The following is a 15444-nucleotide window of genomic DNA, read 5'->3' on the forward strand; positions in this document are numbered from 1 at the left end:
ACCGCGACCTTTCCGCACGGGCCTGCCCGAAACTGGCGCGATCCGCCACTTCCCGGGGGGTGTCCCCCTCGACGGATCGATGCCATGGTGACGTGTCCGAACCATGCCCTAAGGGGCCGCGCGCGCCGGAACGAGCCGTTCCGGCAGCGTCACGCCGGCTCCGCCGACGGCCATCGTCCCCCCAGACGCGGCCGGACGCGACACGAGGACGGTCGCTCCCCGAGCGCCCGGCCACCGTGCCCTCGACAATCGTGAGGTGATCGTGAGCGCCATCAGCGCCCAGCACGTCTACAAAGTGTTCGGCCGTCGATCCCAGGAGGCGGTCAAGCGACTGCAAAGCGGCCAGAGCCGTGACGAGGTCAAGCCCCTCGGCACCGCCGCCGTCATCGACGCCTCCTTCGAGGTGGAGAAGGGCGAGACGTTCGTCGTCATGGGCCTGTCCGGCTCCGGCAAGTCCACGCTGATCCGGATGCTCAACGGCCTGCTGCAGCCCACCGCCGGCAGCATCGCGATCGACGGGACCGACATCTCCGACGTGTCCCCCGCCCAGCTGCGGGAGATCCGACGCTCGAAGGTGTCGATGGTCTTCCAGCACTTCGCGCTGCTCCCCCACCGCAGCGTGCTCGACAACGCCGCCTACCCGCTCGAGATCCAGGGTGTGGCGCGCGAGGAACGTCGTGCCCGCGCCGCCGAGGCACTGACCATGACCGGGCTCGCGGGCTGGGAGGACCACCTGCCGTCCCAGCTCTCCGGCGGCATGCGGCAGCGCGTCGGCCTGGCCCGCGCGCTCGCCGCGGACACCGACGTCCTGCTGATGGACGAGGCGTTCTCCGCGCTGGACCCGCTGATCCGCCGGGAGATGCAGGACCAGCTCGTCGAGCTGCAGGCGAACCTCGGCAAGACGATCGTCTTCATCACGCACGACCTCAACGAGGCGATGCACCTCGGCGACCGGATCGCCGTGATGCGCGACGGGCGGATCGTGCAGGTCGACACCGCCGAGAAGATCCTCTCCGAGCCCGCCGACGACTACGTCGCCAGGTTCGTCGCCGACGTCGACCGGTCCCGCGTGCTCACCGCCGGCTCGTTCATGAGCCGTCCTGTCGTCACGGTGCCGCGCAACGCCGGCCCCGCGGTCGCGCTGCGGGAGATGCGTGCCGCCCAGGTCTCCGCGGCGTACGTCGTCGACAGGCGGCGGGTGCTGCACGGGTCCGTCCACGACGACGAGCTCGTCGCCGCCCAGCGCCAGGGCACCGACACCCTGGACGGCCTGGTCCACCCCGACCACTCCGCCGTCGGCCCCGACACCCCGCTGTCGGAGATGTTCGCCCCCGCGGCCGAGTCGCGCCTGCCGCTCGCCGTGGTCGACGACGGCGGTCGCCTGCTCGGCGTCGTCCCGCGCGTCGCGCTGCTCGAGGCGATGGCTCCCAGCACACCGAGCCCCGCCTCCCCGGCGAGCCCCGACCCCGCGGAGGGCGCCGACGCCGGCACCGACGGCTCCGCCGACGAGGCCGCGTCTCAGGCCGGCGGGGACCACCCGGTGGCCCACGGCGCCTCGGCCGTGCCCACGGAGGGCCGCACCGACGACGTCCGGGTCTCGACGGAAGGAGGGCTGCGATGAACGACCCGCTCTTCCGCATCCCGCTCGGCGCCTGGATCGACACCTTCGTCGACTGGCTCACCGACACCTTCGACGCGCTGTTCGACGGCATCGGCAGCGCCCTGAGCGCGGTCTTCGACCTGCTGGCCACCGCCGTCGGCGCGCCCCCGTTCTGGATCGTCGCGCTGGTGCTCGCCGGCCTCGCCCTCGCGGCGAAGGGCTGGCGGCTCGCCGTCGCGTCCCTCCTCGGCCTGGCGGTCATCTACGGCGTGGACCAGTGGGACGCCGCGATGTCCACCCTCGCCCTCGTCATCGTCGCCAGCGTCTTCGCGATCGTCATCGGGGTCCCGCTCGGGATCTGGGCGGCCCGGAACGCCACCGTGTCCACGTCGCTGCGGCCGGTCCTCGACTTCATGCAGACGATGCCCGCGTTCGTGTACCTGCTCCCCGCCGTCATCCTGTTCCGGGTGGGCGTGGTGCCGGGCATCGTCGCCACGATCATCTTCTCCATGGCACCCGGGGTGCGGTTCACCGAGCTGGGCATCCGGCAGGTGGACAAGGAGGTCGTCGAGGCGGGGCACGCGTTCGGCGCCACCCCCGGACGGATCCTGCGCCAGATCCAGCTGCCGCTGGCGATGCCCACGATCATGGCGGGGATCAACCAGGTCATCATGCTCGCGCTCTCCATGGTGGTCATCTCCGGCATGGTCGGCGCGCCGGGGCTGGGGCAGCCCGTGGTGCAGGCGTTGCAGAGCGTGAACATCGGCCTGGGCGTCGAGGCGGGGCTCGCCGTCGTCATCCTCGCGATGTACCTCGACCGGGTCACCGCCGCGCTCGGCGACCGCTCCCCCGTCTCCCGCGCGCTGAAGCTGCGGGCCGCCGACGCCTGACCTGCCCGACCACGGGCCCGCCGGGGGCGGGCCCGGCACGAACCTGCCGAACCGGCCAACAACCAGAGCGCGCCTGCGCTCACGGAAGGAAAACGGAATGCAGAATCTGAAGCGTCGCGGGGCCGTCCTCGCGACCACCACGGCCCTCGCGCTGACGCTCGCCGCGTGCGGCTCCGCCGACGGCGAGACCACCGACGGCGGCACGGCCGGCGGCTCCGGCGACGCCGGGCCGATCAACATCGGCATCCACTCCGGGTGGGACGAGGGCATCGCGGTCTCGTACCTGTGGGAGCACATCCTCACCGAGGCCGGGTACGAGGTGAACATGGAGACCGCCGACGCCGGCGTCGTCTTCACCGCCCTCGCCGAGGGCGACTACCACCTCAACTTCGACACCTGGCTGCCGCTGACGCACGCCTCGTACATGGAGAAGTACGGCGACGACCTCGAGGACCTCGGCACCTGGAACGAGGAGGCCGCCCTCACCATCGCGGTGAACGAGGACGCGCCCGTCGACTCGCTCGAGGAGCTGGCCGAGAACGCCGACCTCTTCGGCAACCGCCTGGTGGGCATCGAGTCGGGCGCCGGCCTGACGAAGACCACCCAGGAGGCGGTCATCCCGACGTACGGCCTGGAGGGCATGGACTACCTCATCTCCTCCACGCCGGCCATGCTCGCCGAGCTGGACGCCGCGACGTCGGCCGGCGAGAACATCGCCGTGACGCTGTGGCGCCCGCACTGGGCCTACGACGAGTACCCCATCAAGGACCTCGAGGACCCCGAGGGCAGCCTCGGTGACGCGGAGTCCATCCACACCTACGCCCACAAGGACTTCTCCGGCGCCTACCCCGAGGTCGCCGAGATGATCAAGGGCTTCGCGATGTCCAGCGACGACCTGCACTCGCTGGAGAACCTCATGTTCAACCAGGACGGCGGCGACGACCCGGCCGCGTCGGTCGACGCCTGGCTCGAGGAGAACCCCGACTTCCTGAGCGGCATCGGCATCGAGTGAGACCGGCGGTCGGCTCGACGAGCTGACGGGCGGCCGGCCCGAGGCCGGGTGGTCCGTACATCACGTACGGACCACCCGGCCTGACTTTTCTCCGCGGTCTCGCCCCGGCCGCTTGCGTCGGCTACTGGTGCGCGCCCTCCGTGCCGGCGACGTCGTCGCCCGCGGGGACCGTCCGGGCCTCGTGGCGCGCGACCTCGTACAGGTCAGGCTCGAGATAGATCTGGGTCCGGAGCGGCACCGCCGCACGGATGCGCTGCTCGGCCGCGTCGATGGCGTCGGCCACCTGGCCGGCGGTGCTGCCCGCCGAGACGCCGATCTTGGCCGCCACGAGGACCTCGTCCGGCCCCAGGTGCATGGTGCGCATGTGGATGACCCGCTCCACGCCGGCGCCGGGGATCGCGCGCTCGATCGCGTCGTGGTGCTGCGGCATCGCCGACTCGCCGATGAGCATCGACGTCACCTCGCGGGCGAGGAAGATCGCGATGATCACGAGGAGCACGCCGATGGCGGCGGAGCCGACGGCGTCCCAGCGCCCGTCACCGGTGGCGAGGGTCATGCCGACGCCGAACAGACCGAAGACCAGACCGAGCAGAGCGCCGGTGTCCTCGAGCACGATGGTGGGGATCTCGGGAGAGCGGGACGCCTTGATGTACTGCATCAGCGACATCTTGCCCCGGGCGTGCTCAGCCTCCTTCAGCGCCGTGCGCAGCGCGAAGCCCTCCATCGCCATCGCGGCGAGGAGCACCGCCACCGGGACCCACTGCCACGAGTCGATGGGGTGCGGGTCGCTGAACTTGTGCCAGGCCTCGTAGAGCGCGAACAGGCCACCGAGGGTGAACAGGACGATGGAGACGACGAACGCCGCGACGTACCGCACCCGCCCGTAGCCGAACTGGTGGATCTCGGAGGCTTTCCGCTTCGAGCGCTTGCCCGCGATCAGCAGGAGGAACTGGTTGGAGGAGTCCGCGACCGAGTGGACCGACTCCGCCAGCATGGAGCTGGACCCCGTGAGCAGGTAGCCGATGAACTTCGCGACCGCGATCCCGATGTTCGCGGCCAGCGCGGTGATGACCGCCTTGGTGCCCCCACCCGATGCCATGACTTCATCCCTCCCGACGGCGCCGGCTCGTCCGGCGGGGAAACACTAGGCCATGCCCCGCGGGCCCGCCTCGCGGGAGGACCGCTGCCGGACAGGCAGGCGTGCCGCCGCGCCGTCAGGCGTCCGGGCGACGGGCTCCCAGCTCAGGAGCCGGGCGACGGGCTCCCAGCTCAGGAGCCGGCGTCCGGGCGACCGGTTCGACGCCCGAGCGGGAGTCAGGCGTCCAGGCGCCGGGCCTCCGACTCGAGGAGGATCGGCACGCCGTCACGCACGGGATAGGCGAGCTTGTTGACCTCGCTCGTCGAGACGAGCTCCGGCTGACCGTCGGGCCCCGTCCCGTCCACGAGGTCGGCGCCGGTGACGGGGCAGCGCAGCACGTGCCGGACCCAGGGGTCGATCCCCACGATCTGGGCGGATCGCGGCGGCTGCGGGTGCTGGCTCATGAAAGTGCTCCTCGGTAGGTCTGCCGACTCGTCGGTCGGCAGATCGGGCGGTTCAGTCGGCGTCGCCCTGCAGGACCCGGAGATGACCTCGCCGGGTGATCTCGCCGTCGGCGGCGGGCTCGGGAAGCCGGTGCGTGACGGGAGCGGGCACGGCGGAACCCGGACGCTGGGCGGGCACGGCGGTCCGCGGCGTCGCCCGCGACGCCTCGCGGACCGCGTTGGCGAGCGCGACGAGGTCGTCGTCGGACGGGGCGGCCGGGACGAACTCCGTCGCCAGGCGGACCACGTCCCAGCCGCGGGGCACGGTGAGGCGCTCCGCGTGGACGTCGCACAGGTCGTAGGCGTGCGGCTCGGCGCTGGAGGACAGCGGCCCGAGCACGGCGGTGGAGTCCGCGTACACGTACGTGAGCGTGGCGACGGCTGCGCGGTCGCAGGCGGACCTGGTGCACTGACGGACGGCTCTCACGCCGACTGACGCTACCCCCTCCCGCCGACACGGCGGCGCTTCCACGCCGTGGTCCCCGTTACCCTCGAAGCCATGAGCGAGTCCGAGCTGCCGGTCCCGGCGCTCCCCCGACGCAGGGGGGCCCGGCGCCGGGACCGTCGGGGGCGTGGCCTTCGCGGCCCGCTCGTCCCGCCGACGCTGCCCGCCTGGCGCACCCGCGCCGACAAGTTCGACGACACGGTCCTGCGCTGCGTGCGGCGCCTCGAGAAGCGCTGGCCGAAGGAGCTCGCCGGCGTGGAGTTCGCCGTCGAGGAGGTGCCGCCGTCGGACCCGGCGCCCTGGGAGCACCGCACCGTGGCGCTGGGGCGCTACTTCCCCGCCGACCCGCCCGCCGGACTGACGCACCGCATCGTCGTCTACCGCCGCCCGGTGCTCGCGCGGGTCGAGGACGCGGAGGAGACCGAGATGCTGGTGCGCATCGTCCTGGTCGAGCAGGTCGCCGGGATGCTCGGGCGCTCGCCCGAGGACATCGACCCGGAGTACCTGGGTGACTGAGGTCCCGCGGCGCCCGTCGACCCGCAGCGCTGGGCGACTCACGTCGCGCGCAGCGAGCGTCAGCGCACGTCGACGCGCACCGACCGCGCGGTGTGCGGGTCGGGCGAGAGCGGGAGCACGCTGACCAGCTCGCCGTCGGCGGCCTTCGCGGTGAGCACGGTCGCGGCCAGGAGCCCGGCCGGGGCCTCGGTGCTCGCCTGGACGGCGACGGCGCCCGCGGCCAGCTTCGCCGCGTCAGAGGTGACGGTGCTGCGGCCGGGCACGGTGACGGTGACCGGCTCCCCGAGCGCTCCGCCGTCGCCGACGGGGACGAGCTCGGCCGCGGCGTCCTCCTCGCCCGGGTTGGTCAGGGTGAGGGTGGCGGTGTCGACGAGCTCCCCGAGGCCCGGGGTGACCAGCACCCCGGAGGTGGCCGGCGCGGCCGACGGCGTCCACGCCCGCTCGACCGGCGCCACGTCGGGGTCGATCTCGCCCGGTTCGCCGACCCGGGCCAGCACCACCGCACCGGTGACCGGCCGGTCCGCGGTGATCTCGACGGCGTACGCACCCGGTTCGACGCCCGCGAGCGTGAGGTCGAGGACGGCTCCGGGATCGAGCACGACGTCCTCGGCGCCGGGCACGTCGACCTCGCCGTCGGGCCCCAGGAGCCTCACGGTGGCCGTGGCCGTCTCCTCACCGGGGTTGACGAGCCGGACGGCGGAGGAGGCCGGGTCGTCCATGCTGGACTCCGCGAGCACGACCCCCGGCACGGTGACCGTCAGCGCGGGCGGGGCGGCGGGGGTGACGACGTCGACGCCCGCCGGGACGAGCCCGTCGAGCTGGGTGTCCTGGACGCGCGCGGCCACCTGCCCGCCGCTGGCGTCCACCCGCAGGGCGAGGGCCGGGTCACCGGTGGCGACGCCCTCGAGCAGCACCGCGGTCTCGCTGCGCGGCGCGACGACGATCTCCGCCAGCCGCGCCGCGTCGGCCACACCGATGGTGGTCCACATGGTCGCGGTGACGGTGGCCGGGGTGTCGCCGGTGTTGGTGAGCACGAGCTGGGCGCTCTGGCCCAGGTCCGTCCCGCCGCCGACCAGCCACGAGGTGCTCTGCGGAGCCAGGCAGGGAGCGGCGGCGAGCCCGCGCAGGTCGCCGGCGTCGGTGCGGGTGAGCGTCGCCCCGGCGGGGAGGGCGGCGACGTCCCCGGCCGGTTCCGCCCGGAGGATGCCGGTGCTGTCGGGGACGACCTGGAGGGCGCGGACCTGGCCGGTGCGGGCGAGGTCCTGGGCGTCGCCCTCGATCGGCGTGTAGGTGGCCTCCGCCGCTCCCCCGTTCTCGCGCGGCAGCGTGAGCAGCTGGGTGAGCGAGGACGGCGTGACGTCCGCCGCGTCGAGCTCGGGGTCGACGGACATGCCCTCACCGGTGGCGAGAGCGGGCGGCCCGGCGCACACCGTGGTGACCGGACCGGCGGGGACCTCCACGGCATCGGGGGCGACCCGTTCGGCGGTCCCGGCAGGCCAGGCCGCCGCCGCGACGACGGCGCCGCCGGCCGCGGCGAGCAGCGCGAGGCCGGAGACGGTCAGCCCGATGCCACGGGCCACCGAGCGCCCGCGGGACGGACGCGGTGCAGGTGACTCGGCGACGTCGGCCGTGCCGTCCCCGTCGGGGCGGCCGGGATCGTCGCTCGGCGCGGAGGCTGCGTCGCCCACCTCGGAGGCGGCGTCGTCCGGCTCGGCGCCGGTCTCGTCCGTCTTGTGGGCCGCGTCGTCCGTCGCTGGCCGCTCCCCCGGGGCGCGTGCCTCCTCCGGCGCGCGTGCCTCCTCCGGCGCGCGCGCTTCGTCCGCGTCCTGCGGGGTCTCGTCGGGGACGTCCTGCGGGGTCTTGTTCTCGCTCATCACTCCACCTCCGTCCGGCGTCGGCGGATCGGCAGGGCCAGCAGGACCGTCAGGCCGATGACGACGCCCTGCGCCCAGGCCCAGGCGGTACCGCCGGGCGCCTCGTGGCCGACGGTGAGGGTCCCGGTGTGGGCGGGCAGCTCGAAGGCCTGGCGCCAGCCGTCGGTGGTCGCACGCAGCGGGCGACCGTCGTACCAGGCGCGCCAGCCGGTGTCCGCCCGCTCGGCGAGCACCAGGGTGCGTCCCTCCGGCCCCGACGGCAGCTCCGTGCCGATCCGGATCTGGCCCGCGTCGACGTCCTGGACCCAGGCACCGTCGGCGTCCACCACCCGGGCGCGGGCCACGGAGTCCGCCGTGCCCGGCTGACCCGCCTCCCGGGAGACGCGCCAGATCGCACCGGACTCGTTCTCGGTCACGCGCTCCAGCCCGGCGGTGGCGTCGAGCTGCTCGACCAGGGCGGCACGCTCGGCGGTGGTGGGTTCGGTGCCGGCGGGCACGTAGCTGGGCTCCGGCCGGACGAGCACGATCCCGACGGCGTGCCGTCCGAGGACGGCGCCGACGTCGTCGGCCGCACCGACGGCCATCGCGGCGACCACCTCGGCGACCTCGGCCTCCGCGGCGTCCGGGCCCGCCCCGACGAGCTCACGTGCGGACTCGGCGGCGGAGGTCTCGGTGAGCTGCGGTCCGGCGTCCCGCCAGATCTCGGCGCGCACGGTGCCGTCGGCCGGGGTGAGGGCGAGGACGCGCGAGCGGCTGCCGGAGGACTGCATCTCGGCGGCGACGGCGGGCACGGGTGCGGTGTCGCGGCCGTGGACGGCGAGAAGCTCGGTGGGGGCGTCGTCGCCGGCCTGGTGCACCGAGACCAGCCAGCCGGCCGCCGTGACCAGCGGCCCGAGCACGAGCAGCGGGGTGAGCACCGCGACGACGATCTGGCCGACGCCGAAGCTGCGCGTGCCCAGCGCGTCGCGCAACCCGTCGCCCGCGGAGACGACGGCGATCAGCAGTCCCAGCACCACGAGCGAGGTGCCGGCCCCGGCCCAGCCGCGCACCACCTGGCTCGCGCCGTCCAGACCGGTGCCGACGGCGACGTCCGTCCGGGCCGCCAGGAGCGCGGTCACCAGGCCGACGAGCGCGAGGAGCCAGCCCCCGCGAACGGCCCGTGCCCGGCCGGTGCCGCGCAGCAGGGCGAGCACGGCACCGAGCGCGAGCGTCGCACCGCCCAGCACCATGCCCCAGCGGGCGACGAGGGTGGCCGCGCCCTCGCCGTCGAGGCCGGGGAGAGCCGGAGGTTCCACGGGCCAGCCGAGCGCCGCCAGCCACGAGGGGCCGGCGTCGGAGGCGTAGGCCACCCCCGGGTCGGCGAGGAGAAGCCGCCAGCTCCCCGCCTCGAGGTCGCCCAGAGCGGCGACGACGAGCGGGCCGAGCAGCACGAGCGCGGGCACCGGGACGACGAGCAGCACGCGCCGCCGTCGGGGTACCGCCAGGGTGAGCAGCAGGACGGCCACGACGGAGGCGGGCAGCAGCACGGGGGCTCCCGCGGCCGCACCGGCCAGGGCCAGAGCGGCGCCCGCGCCGGCGGCGATCGAGCCGGCGCGCGTGCGCCGGGTGGCGACGGTGCCCCCTGGTGCGGAGGTGGCCTCCAGGTCGTGCGCACCCTCCGGCCCGGTCGGCCCCCGGAGAGCCTCGAGGGTGCGGGCACGGGCCGTGCGTCGCGCGCCCACCATGCCGGAGAGCACCACATCACGCCGGTCCACGGCCACGGCGCGCGCGACCCCGAGCGCCACCCACGGCAGCAGCAGGTGGGCGAGGAGGGCGCCGAGCCGGCCCTGGCCGGTCGCGAGCAGCAGGCTCGGGGCGAGGGCCCACACCACCGCCGCCCAGGCGCGCAGCCACACCGACCGGGTGGCGGCGCCGGCGGCGAACCAAGCCCCGATCCCGGCCAGCGGGACCGCCAGGACCACGAGTGCGGTGACCAGCACGTTGGTGGAGGCCCCGAACGGCGCGAGGAGGAGCATCGGCACCGCGAGCGCCTGCAGGAACGGGTCCGCCGGGCCGGGGTGGCCGTCGCCGGCCGCGACCCAGCCGGAGCGGGCGGCGCGCCACAGCTCGGCGAGGGTGGCGTCGGCCGGCAGGAGGGCGCCACCGGTGAGGGGGCCCGCCAGGACGAGCGGCGCGAACGCCGCGAGGGCGACGGCGGTCAGGGCGAGCGCCGTCAGCGTGGCGGCCGTGCGCCGTCGTCTCGCCAGCGCCGCGCGCTCGGCGATCTCGAGCTCGCTGGGCGCCTGGGCGGCGCGGCGCGCGGCGGCCGCCGTGCGCCGGACGTCCCGCTTGGCGCGGCGGATCTCGGTGCCGGTGGCCTGCAGCGGCACCAGGGCCCGGGCGGGGATGCGGCGGACGCTGCCGGTGCGACGTCGGGCGCGCCACACGGCGCCGGGCTGGGCGAGCACGGCCAGCACGGCGGCGATCTCGGCGCCGGCCAGGCCGATCTCCTTGGTGGCCACGCGCCACAGTGCGCGCAGCGGCGCGAGGAGGACGAACCCGACGGTCAGCAGCGGGACGAGCGCCGCTGGCGCGGCGACGAACGCGTTGTAGAGCTGCGCCCGGCGACGCGCGAGGAAGGAGCGGCGGGCGTCCGGCACCGCGGCGGCCGGGTCCTGGGTGTGTGTCGTCGGCCCGGCCCGCAGCCCGAGGAGGGACGCGCGGGCGTGGTGGACGACGGCGGTCGGCACGACCACCACGCGGTGGCCGGCGAGGCGGGCGCGGCGCGAGAGCTCGAGGCCGTCACCGAAGGGACCGAGAGCGGGGTCCGTGCCCCCGAGCTCCTCCCACACGCTCGCGCGCACGAGGGCGCCGGCCGTGCCGACGGCGAGGACGTCCTCGCGGTGGTCGTGCTGGCCCTGGTCGATCTCGCCGGGCTCGATGTCGGAGACGCGGCGGCCGGTGCGGGTGGCGCGCACGCCCACCTCGAGGAGCCGGTCCGGCTCGGTCCAGTCGCGTTGTTTGGCGCCCAGGATCGCGACCGAGCGCCCGGACTCCGCGGCGTGGAGGAGCTGGTCCAGGGCGGCGGGCGCGGGGGCGGAGTCGTCGTGGAGGAGCCAGAGCCAGTCCGGCTGGGCGCCTGCGTCCGGGGCCCGGCCCAGGACGCCGACGGCGCGGAACTCCCCCGTGGTCACCGGGGTGAGCTCACCCGTGACCCGCGACCACGACCCGCTCAGCGAACCGGTGGCCCGTTCACGCTTGCGGGCCCGCTCGGCGGCGCGCTCGACCAGCGCGCGGTACTCGGTCAGGCCCTGGCGCACGGCCTCGCCGAAGGTGGTGGCCTCCGGGGCGCGGACGACGCGGACCCGGGTGACCTCGTCGAGGCCCGCCCCGGCGACGGCGTCGTGGACGGGCACGCCGGTGCCGAGGTCCCTGCCGGGCGCTCCGACGTCGACGACGACCACCACGTCGGGCAGGTGCGTCTGGGCGGCGAGCGCGGCGAGCGTCCGCGGGAGGTAGACGGAGACGCCGGCGCTGACCACCACGGCGAGCGTGGAGGGTCTGACGGGGGTGGGGGTCGTGGCCGCCATCCAAGCGGCAGCGTCAGACGGCGCGGCGCTTGAGCTTGCGACGCTCGCGCTCGGACAGGCCGCCCCAGATGCCGAACCGCTCGTCGTTCTCCAGCGCGTACTCGAGGCACTCGGAGCGCACCTCGCAGGAGGTGCAGACCCGCTTGGCCTCGCGGGTGGAACCGCCCTTTTCGGGGAAGAACGCCTCGGGGTCGGTCTGCGCGCACAGTGCCCGGTCCTGCCAGGCGAGGGCCCCCTCGTCGGGGCCGTCCGTGCCCACCAGGTGCAGGACGTCGGCGCCACCCTGCGGCGTCGCCGACGGCATGCTGAAGGTCAGCGGACCATCACCGAGAATGTTCCACACGGCACTTCCCCTTTCCTTCAGCGGACCAGACCCCTGAATTACACGCGTGTCATCCTCGTTCGTCAAGCGGAACGGTGCTATATCGGCCCGGAAAATCTCACGAGTGTGGTTCGTTCCGGCGTGTCGTGCGGCGTGTCGGCGCTCCCGTGGGTTAGCGGGCCTCGTCGTCGTAAACCGCGCGATCCTCGGCCGGGATGCCCGCGCGTCGCCTGCTGGCAGGATGGCCTGGTACCGACGACGGAGGCTTCCCTTGCCCGTGACCGACCTCACCGCCCTCTCCACCAGCCTGCGCGAGGTCGCCGTCGAGGCCGCGACCGCCGTCGGCCCGATGCTTCGCGACGCGTTCCGGGCGGAGGTGGAGGTGGCGTTCAAGCGCGACCACCACGACCTGGTCACCGAGTACGACACCGCCAGCGAGGAGTCGATCCGCGCCTCGATCCTGCGTGCCCACCCCGACTCGCGGATCCTCGGCGAGGAGGGCGGCACGGTCGGCGACGGAGCCGTGCTGTGGCTCGTGGACCCCATCGACGGCACGTCCAACTTCGCTCGCGGCATCGCCCAGTTCTGCGTCTCGATCGCGGCGGCCGTCGACGGCGAGCTGACGGCCGGCGTCATCTACGACCCCATGGCCGAGAACCTCTTCACCGCGGACCTGACCGGCGCGTGGCTCGACGGTCGGCCGCTGCGCTGCGCGGGCGCCGCCGAGGCGTCGGCGGCCACCGTGCTGACCGACTACCCCGCGGCCCGTGACGTCGCCGCCGGCCCCGCGGCGGGCGAGCGCTTCGCGATGCTGGTGGACGAGTTCCGCTCCGTCCGCCGCGGCGGCTCCGGCGCGCTGGGGCTGGCGCACGTGGCGGCCGGCTGGGTCGACTGCACCTTCGGCACCTCCACCCACCCGTGGGACATCGCCGCCGGCGCCCTGCTCGTGCGACAGGCGGGCGGGTCGTTCCACGGCTACCGCGACGGCGCGGAGCTGACGACCTCGGTGTGGGAGGCCCCGCACTACGCCGCCTTCGCGGGGGACGCCGAGTACCCGCAGATCACCGAGATCGTGCGCGACCACGACCACCCGATCGAGTAGTCCGCACGCGCGAGCAGCCGCTCCCTGACGCGAGCGCGACCCCCAGGAGCGAGGCGACGGACCCTGGGGGCGCCCGTAGTCTCAGCACCATGACGCATCCCGACACTCTCCCCGGCCGCCTCCTCGACGCGTTCGGTCACGACGGCGCCTCGCCGAGGCTGACCTGGTACGGATCCGACGGCGAACGCACCGAGCTCTCCGGGCGCGTGCTCGCGAACTGGGTGACCAAGGCCGCGAACCTCCTCGTCGAGGAGGCCGACGCCGAGCCGGGCACCACCGTGGTGCTGGACCTGCCCGTCCACTGGCGGACCCTGGTGTGGGCCCTGGCCTCCTGGACCACGGGAGCGCGCGTCGTGCTGCCCGAGGAGGAGGTGGAGGACGTCGACGTCGTCGTGACCACCGACCCGGAGAATGCGCCGGGGGCGGACGACGCGGATCTCGTGCTCGCCGTCGCCCTGCCGGCGCTGGCGATGTCCTGGGACGGCCCGGAGCTGCCGGGCGAGGTCGTCGACGCCGCGGCCGAGCTGATGAGCTACGGCGACCAGCTCGGCTACGTCTCGGAGCCGGAGGACGACGACGTCGCGCTCGTCGGCGCGGGGCTGGAGGCCACGTTCGGCGAGCTCGCCGACTGGGCCCGCGGGACCCTCGAGCTGGGCCGCCCCAACCACGGCGAGGCCGAGGAGGACGACCCCAAGCCGGTGCGGGCGCTCGTCTCGCCCCGCGACCTGGCCGGGCTCCTGGAGCAGGCGCTCGCCGTGTGGCGGGCGGGCGGTTCGCTCGTGCTCGCGGAGCCCGGGACGGACGCGCAGACGCTGGAGCGGATCGCCGCGGAGGAGCGGGTGGATCTGCGCTGGTAGCGCGTCGCGAGCAGCGGCAGAATCCGGGTGCAAGTCACACCCGGCACACTGATCACTCCGTTACCATCGGTGAGGACCCAGCGTCCGTATTGGTAGCGGCGTGTCGCACGTCTCATCCAGCGGCGGGTCAAGTTGTCCGCCGTTGGAAATGAGCATTCGTGACCGCCTCCGCCGCCACCCGAAGCGTCAGCGTGCTGCTGGCTGCCGCCCTCGCAGTGCTCCTCGCCCTGCTCGCACCGCCCGCGCTCGCCGCGCCTGCGACGGTCGACCGGCTGTCCGGCGACGACCGGTACGCCACCGCGGCCGCCGTCTCGCGCGACAACTTCGCCGCGGGTGTCGCGTCGGTCTACGTCGCCAACGGGCTCGACTACCCGGACGCGCTGGCGGGCGCCCCGCGCGCAGCGGCGGACGGCTCCCCCATCCTGCTGGTCCAGCAGACCGCGCTCCCGGCCGTGGTGAAGACGGAGCTGAACAGGCTGCGGCCGGGCCGGATCGTCATCCTCGGCGGGCCCGGCGTGGTGAGCGACGCCGTCGCCACACAGCTGCGGGCCTACACCGGCGGGTCGGTCACCCGGCTCTCGGGCGCGGACCGGTACGCGACGGCGGCGGCGGTCGCGGCGACCTTCGGCAGCGGGGTCGGCGTCGCCTATGTCGCCTCCGGGCTGACGTACCCCGACGCCCTCGCCGGGGCCCCGGTGGCCGGTTCCGGCAAGGACCCCGTGCTGCTCGTCCGCGGCGACCGGCTGGACACCTCGGTGGCCGGCGCCCTGCGGACCCTCCGGCCGCAGCGGATCGTCATCCTCGGCGGCGCAGGTGCCGTGAGCGAGTCGATCGCCGCCGAGCTCCGTACCTACACGTCCGGCTCCGTCACCCGCCTCGGCGGCAACGACCGGTTCTCGACCTCCGCCGCCATCTCCGCCGCCGTCTACCCCGACGGCTCGGACGTGGTGTACCTGGCCAACGGCTACGACTTCCCCGACGCCCTCTCCGCGGCGCCGCTCGCCGGCCGCGAGCGCGGTCCCGTGCTCCTCGTCCGCCCGGGCAGCATCGACCCGACCGTGGCTCTCGAGCTCGCACGGCTCGGCGCGAGCCGTGTGGTCGCCCTCGGAGGCCCGGGCGTCGTCAGCGACGCGGTGCTCAACCAGGCGGCCGGCCGGGTCGAGGACCCGGTGCTGGACGACAAGCCGGTGACCACGACGCCCGTCTACACGGACGAGATGGCGAAGATCGCCGCGGCCTACCGCACACCGGGCACCAGCAGGACCGGCACGACCGCGATCACCTGGGCGCGCACCCAGCTCGGCAAGGACTACGCCTGGGGCGGCGCCGGACCGGACAGCTACGACTGCTCCGGCCTGGTCATGCGCGCGTTCGAGAAGGCAGGACGGCAGCTCCCCCGGGTCACCCGCGACCAGTGGAACGCCACCACCCGCGTCTCGCTCGACGACCTGCGCCCCGGCGATCTCCTGTTCTGGTCCAACAACGGCCAGCCGACGGGGATCTACCACGTCGCGATCTTCACCGGCAACGGCATGCGACTCCACGCCCCCTCGACCGGCAAGTTCGTCGAGGAGGTAGCGATCTGGAACGGCAACCTGCTGCCGTTCGGCGGACGAGTGATGTGACGGCCGGGAGTCACGCTCCGACGTCGTAGCCGAATCGCAGGCCGCGGAAAC

At 74.6% G+C, this 15444-nt stretch carries 13 protein-coding genes; 7 read left to right on the forward strand and 6 right to left on the reverse strand.

Going from position 1 to position 15444, the window contains the following annotated elements:
- The first annotated feature begins 262 nt into the window (after positions 1-262).
- The 3 genes from ATJ97_RS05600 to ATJ97_RS05610 all read left to right on the forward strand — a co-directional run bounded on the left by ATJ97_RS05600 (position 263) and on the right by ATJ97_RS05610 (position 3502).
- The gene (locus tag ATJ97_RS05600) at positions 263-1621 is read left to right on the forward strand and encodes a quaternary amine ABC transporter ATP-binding protein (RefSeq protein ID WP_211287059.1); all 1359 of its coding nucleotides are present in this window, start codon (positions 263-265) and stop codon (positions 1619-1621) included.
- A complete protein-coding gene (locus ATJ97_RS05605) occupies positions 1618-2490 on the forward strand; it encodes an ABC transporter permease (RefSeq protein WP_098482886.1) in 873 nt (290 codons plus the stop codon). The genes ATJ97_RS05600 and ATJ97_RS05605 overlap by 4 nt, the downstream gene beginning before the upstream one ends.
- A gap of 97 nt (positions 2491-2587) precedes the next feature.
- Positions 2588-3502, forward strand: coding sequence for a glycine betaine ABC transporter substrate-binding protein (locus tag ATJ97_RS05610; RefSeq protein ID WP_098482887.1), 915 nt, complete (start codon positions 2588-2590; stop codon positions 3500-3502).
- A gap of 121 nt (positions 3503-3623) precedes the next feature.
- On the opposite strand, the gene ATJ97_RS05615 is transcribed toward ATJ97_RS05610, so the two are convergent.
- The 3 genes from ATJ97_RS05615 to ATJ97_RS05625 all read right to left on the reverse strand — a co-directional run bounded on the left by ATJ97_RS05615 (position 3624) and on the right by ATJ97_RS05625 (position 5510).
- Positions 3624-4601, reverse strand: a complete 978-nt coding sequence (locus tag ATJ97_RS05615) for a cation diffusion facilitator family transporter (RefSeq protein ID WP_098482888.1) — start codon at positions 4599-4601, stop codon at positions 3624-3626.
- A 215-nt stretch (positions 4602-4816) separates the two neighbouring features.
- Entirely contained in the window at positions 4817-5044 is a 228-nt protein-coding gene (locus tag ATJ97_RS05620) for a Trm112 family protein (RefSeq protein WP_098482889.1), read from the reverse strand.
- A gap of 52 nt (positions 5045-5096) precedes the next feature.
- Positions 5097-5510 carry a DUF3499 domain-containing protein gene (locus ATJ97_RS05625; protein WP_098482890.1) on the reverse strand — a complete coding sequence of 138 codons (414 nt, stop codon included), beginning with the start codon at positions 5508-5510 and terminating at the stop codon, positions 5097-5099.
- Between the two features lie 72 nt (positions 5511-5582).
- Here ATJ97_RS05625 and ATJ97_RS05630 point away from each other — a divergent pair, with 72 nt between their 5' ends.
- Complete coding sequence (locus ATJ97_RS05630; RefSeq protein WP_098482891.1) at positions 5583-6044, forward strand: metallopeptidase family protein; 462 nt, start codon at positions 5583-5585, stop codon at positions 6042-6044.
- Between the two features lie 59 nt (positions 6045-6103).
- Here ATJ97_RS05630 and ATJ97_RS05635 read toward each other — a convergent pair whose 3' ends face one another.
- The 3 genes from ATJ97_RS05635 to ATJ97_RS05645 are packed head-to-tail and all read right to left on the reverse strand — an operon-like array spanning position 6104 to position 11830.
- The gene (locus ATJ97_RS05635) at positions 6104-7918 is read right to left on the reverse strand and encodes a DUF5719 family protein (RefSeq protein ID WP_098482892.1); all 1815 of its coding nucleotides are present in this window, start codon (positions 7916-7918) and stop codon (positions 6104-6106) included.
- Positions 7918-11487 carry a glycosyltransferase gene (locus tag ATJ97_RS05640; protein ID WP_098482893.1) on the reverse strand — a complete coding sequence of 1190 codons (3570 nt, stop codon included), beginning with the start codon at positions 11485-11487 and terminating at the stop codon, positions 7918-7920. Before ATJ97_RS05640 ends, ATJ97_RS05635 begins: the two co-directional genes overlap by 1 nt.
- A 13-nt stretch (positions 11488-11500) precedes the next feature.
- Positions 11501-11830, reverse strand: coding sequence for a WhiB family transcriptional regulator (locus ATJ97_RS05645; RefSeq protein WP_098482894.1), 330 nt, complete (start codon positions 11828-11830; stop codon positions 11501-11503).
- A 256-nt stretch (positions 11831-12086) separates the two neighbouring features.
- Here ATJ97_RS05645 and ATJ97_RS05650 point away from each other — a divergent pair, with 256 nt between their 5' ends.
- The 3 genes from ATJ97_RS05650 to ATJ97_RS05660 all read left to right on the forward strand — a co-directional run bounded on the left by ATJ97_RS05650 (position 12087) and on the right by ATJ97_RS05660 (position 15393).
- Positions 12087-12911, forward strand: a complete 825-nt coding sequence (locus ATJ97_RS05650; RefSeq protein ID WP_245862815.1) for an inositol monophosphatase family protein — start codon at positions 12087-12089, stop codon at positions 12909-12911.
- Positions 12912-13000: 89 nt separating this feature from the next.
- The gene (locus ATJ97_RS05655) at positions 13001-13768 is read left to right on the forward strand and encodes a TIGR03089 family protein (RefSeq protein WP_098482896.1); all 768 of its coding nucleotides are present in this window, start codon (positions 13001-13003) and stop codon (positions 13766-13768) included.
- Between the two features lie 158 nt (positions 13769-13926).
- Positions 13927-15393, forward strand: coding sequence for a cell wall-binding repeat-containing protein (locus tag ATJ97_RS05660; protein WP_098482897.1), 1467 nt, complete (start codon positions 13927-13929; stop codon positions 15391-15393).
- Positions 15394-15444: the final 51 nt, after the last annotated feature.

The sequence above is a fragment of the Georgenia soli genome, from assembly GCF_002563695.1.
Taxonomy (GTDB): Bacteria; Actinomycetota; Actinomycetes; order Actinomycetales; family Actinomycetaceae; genus Georgenia; species Georgenia soli.

Excerpts from the sequence above, each read along its gene's own strand:
- ATJ97_RS05605 (WP_098482886.1), top strand. The coding sequence starts at position 1,618 with ATGAACGACCCGCTCTTCCGCATCCCGCTCGGCGCCTGGATCGACACC.
- ATJ97_RS05610 (WP_098482887.1), top strand. The coding sequence starts at position 2,588 with ATGCAGAATCTGAAGCGTCGCGGGGCCGTCCTCGCGACCACCACGGCC.
- ATJ97_RS05615 (WP_098482888.1), bottom strand. The coding sequence starts at position 4,601 with ATGGCATCGGGTGGGGGCACCAAGGCGGTCATCACCGCGCTGGCCGCG.
- ATJ97_RS05620 (WP_098482889.1), bottom strand. The coding sequence starts at position 5,044 with ATGAGCCAGCACCCGCAGCCGCCGCGATCCGCCCAGATCGTGGGGATC.
- ATJ97_RS05630 (WP_098482891.1), top strand. The coding sequence starts at position 5,583 with ATGAGCGAGTCCGAGCTGCCGGTCCCGGCGCTCCCCCGACGCAGGGGG.
- ATJ97_RS05635 (WP_098482892.1), bottom strand. The coding sequence starts at position 7,918 with ATGAGCGAGAACAAGACCCCGCAGGACGTCCCCGACGAGACCCCGCAG.
- ATJ97_RS05640 (WP_098482893.1), bottom strand. The coding sequence starts at position 11,487 with ATGGCGGCCACGACCCCCACCCCCGTCAGACCCTCCACGCTCGCCGTG.
- ATJ97_RS05655 (WP_098482896.1), top strand. The coding sequence starts at position 13,001 with ATGACGCATCCCGACACTCTCCCCGGCCGCCTCCTCGACGCGTTCGGT.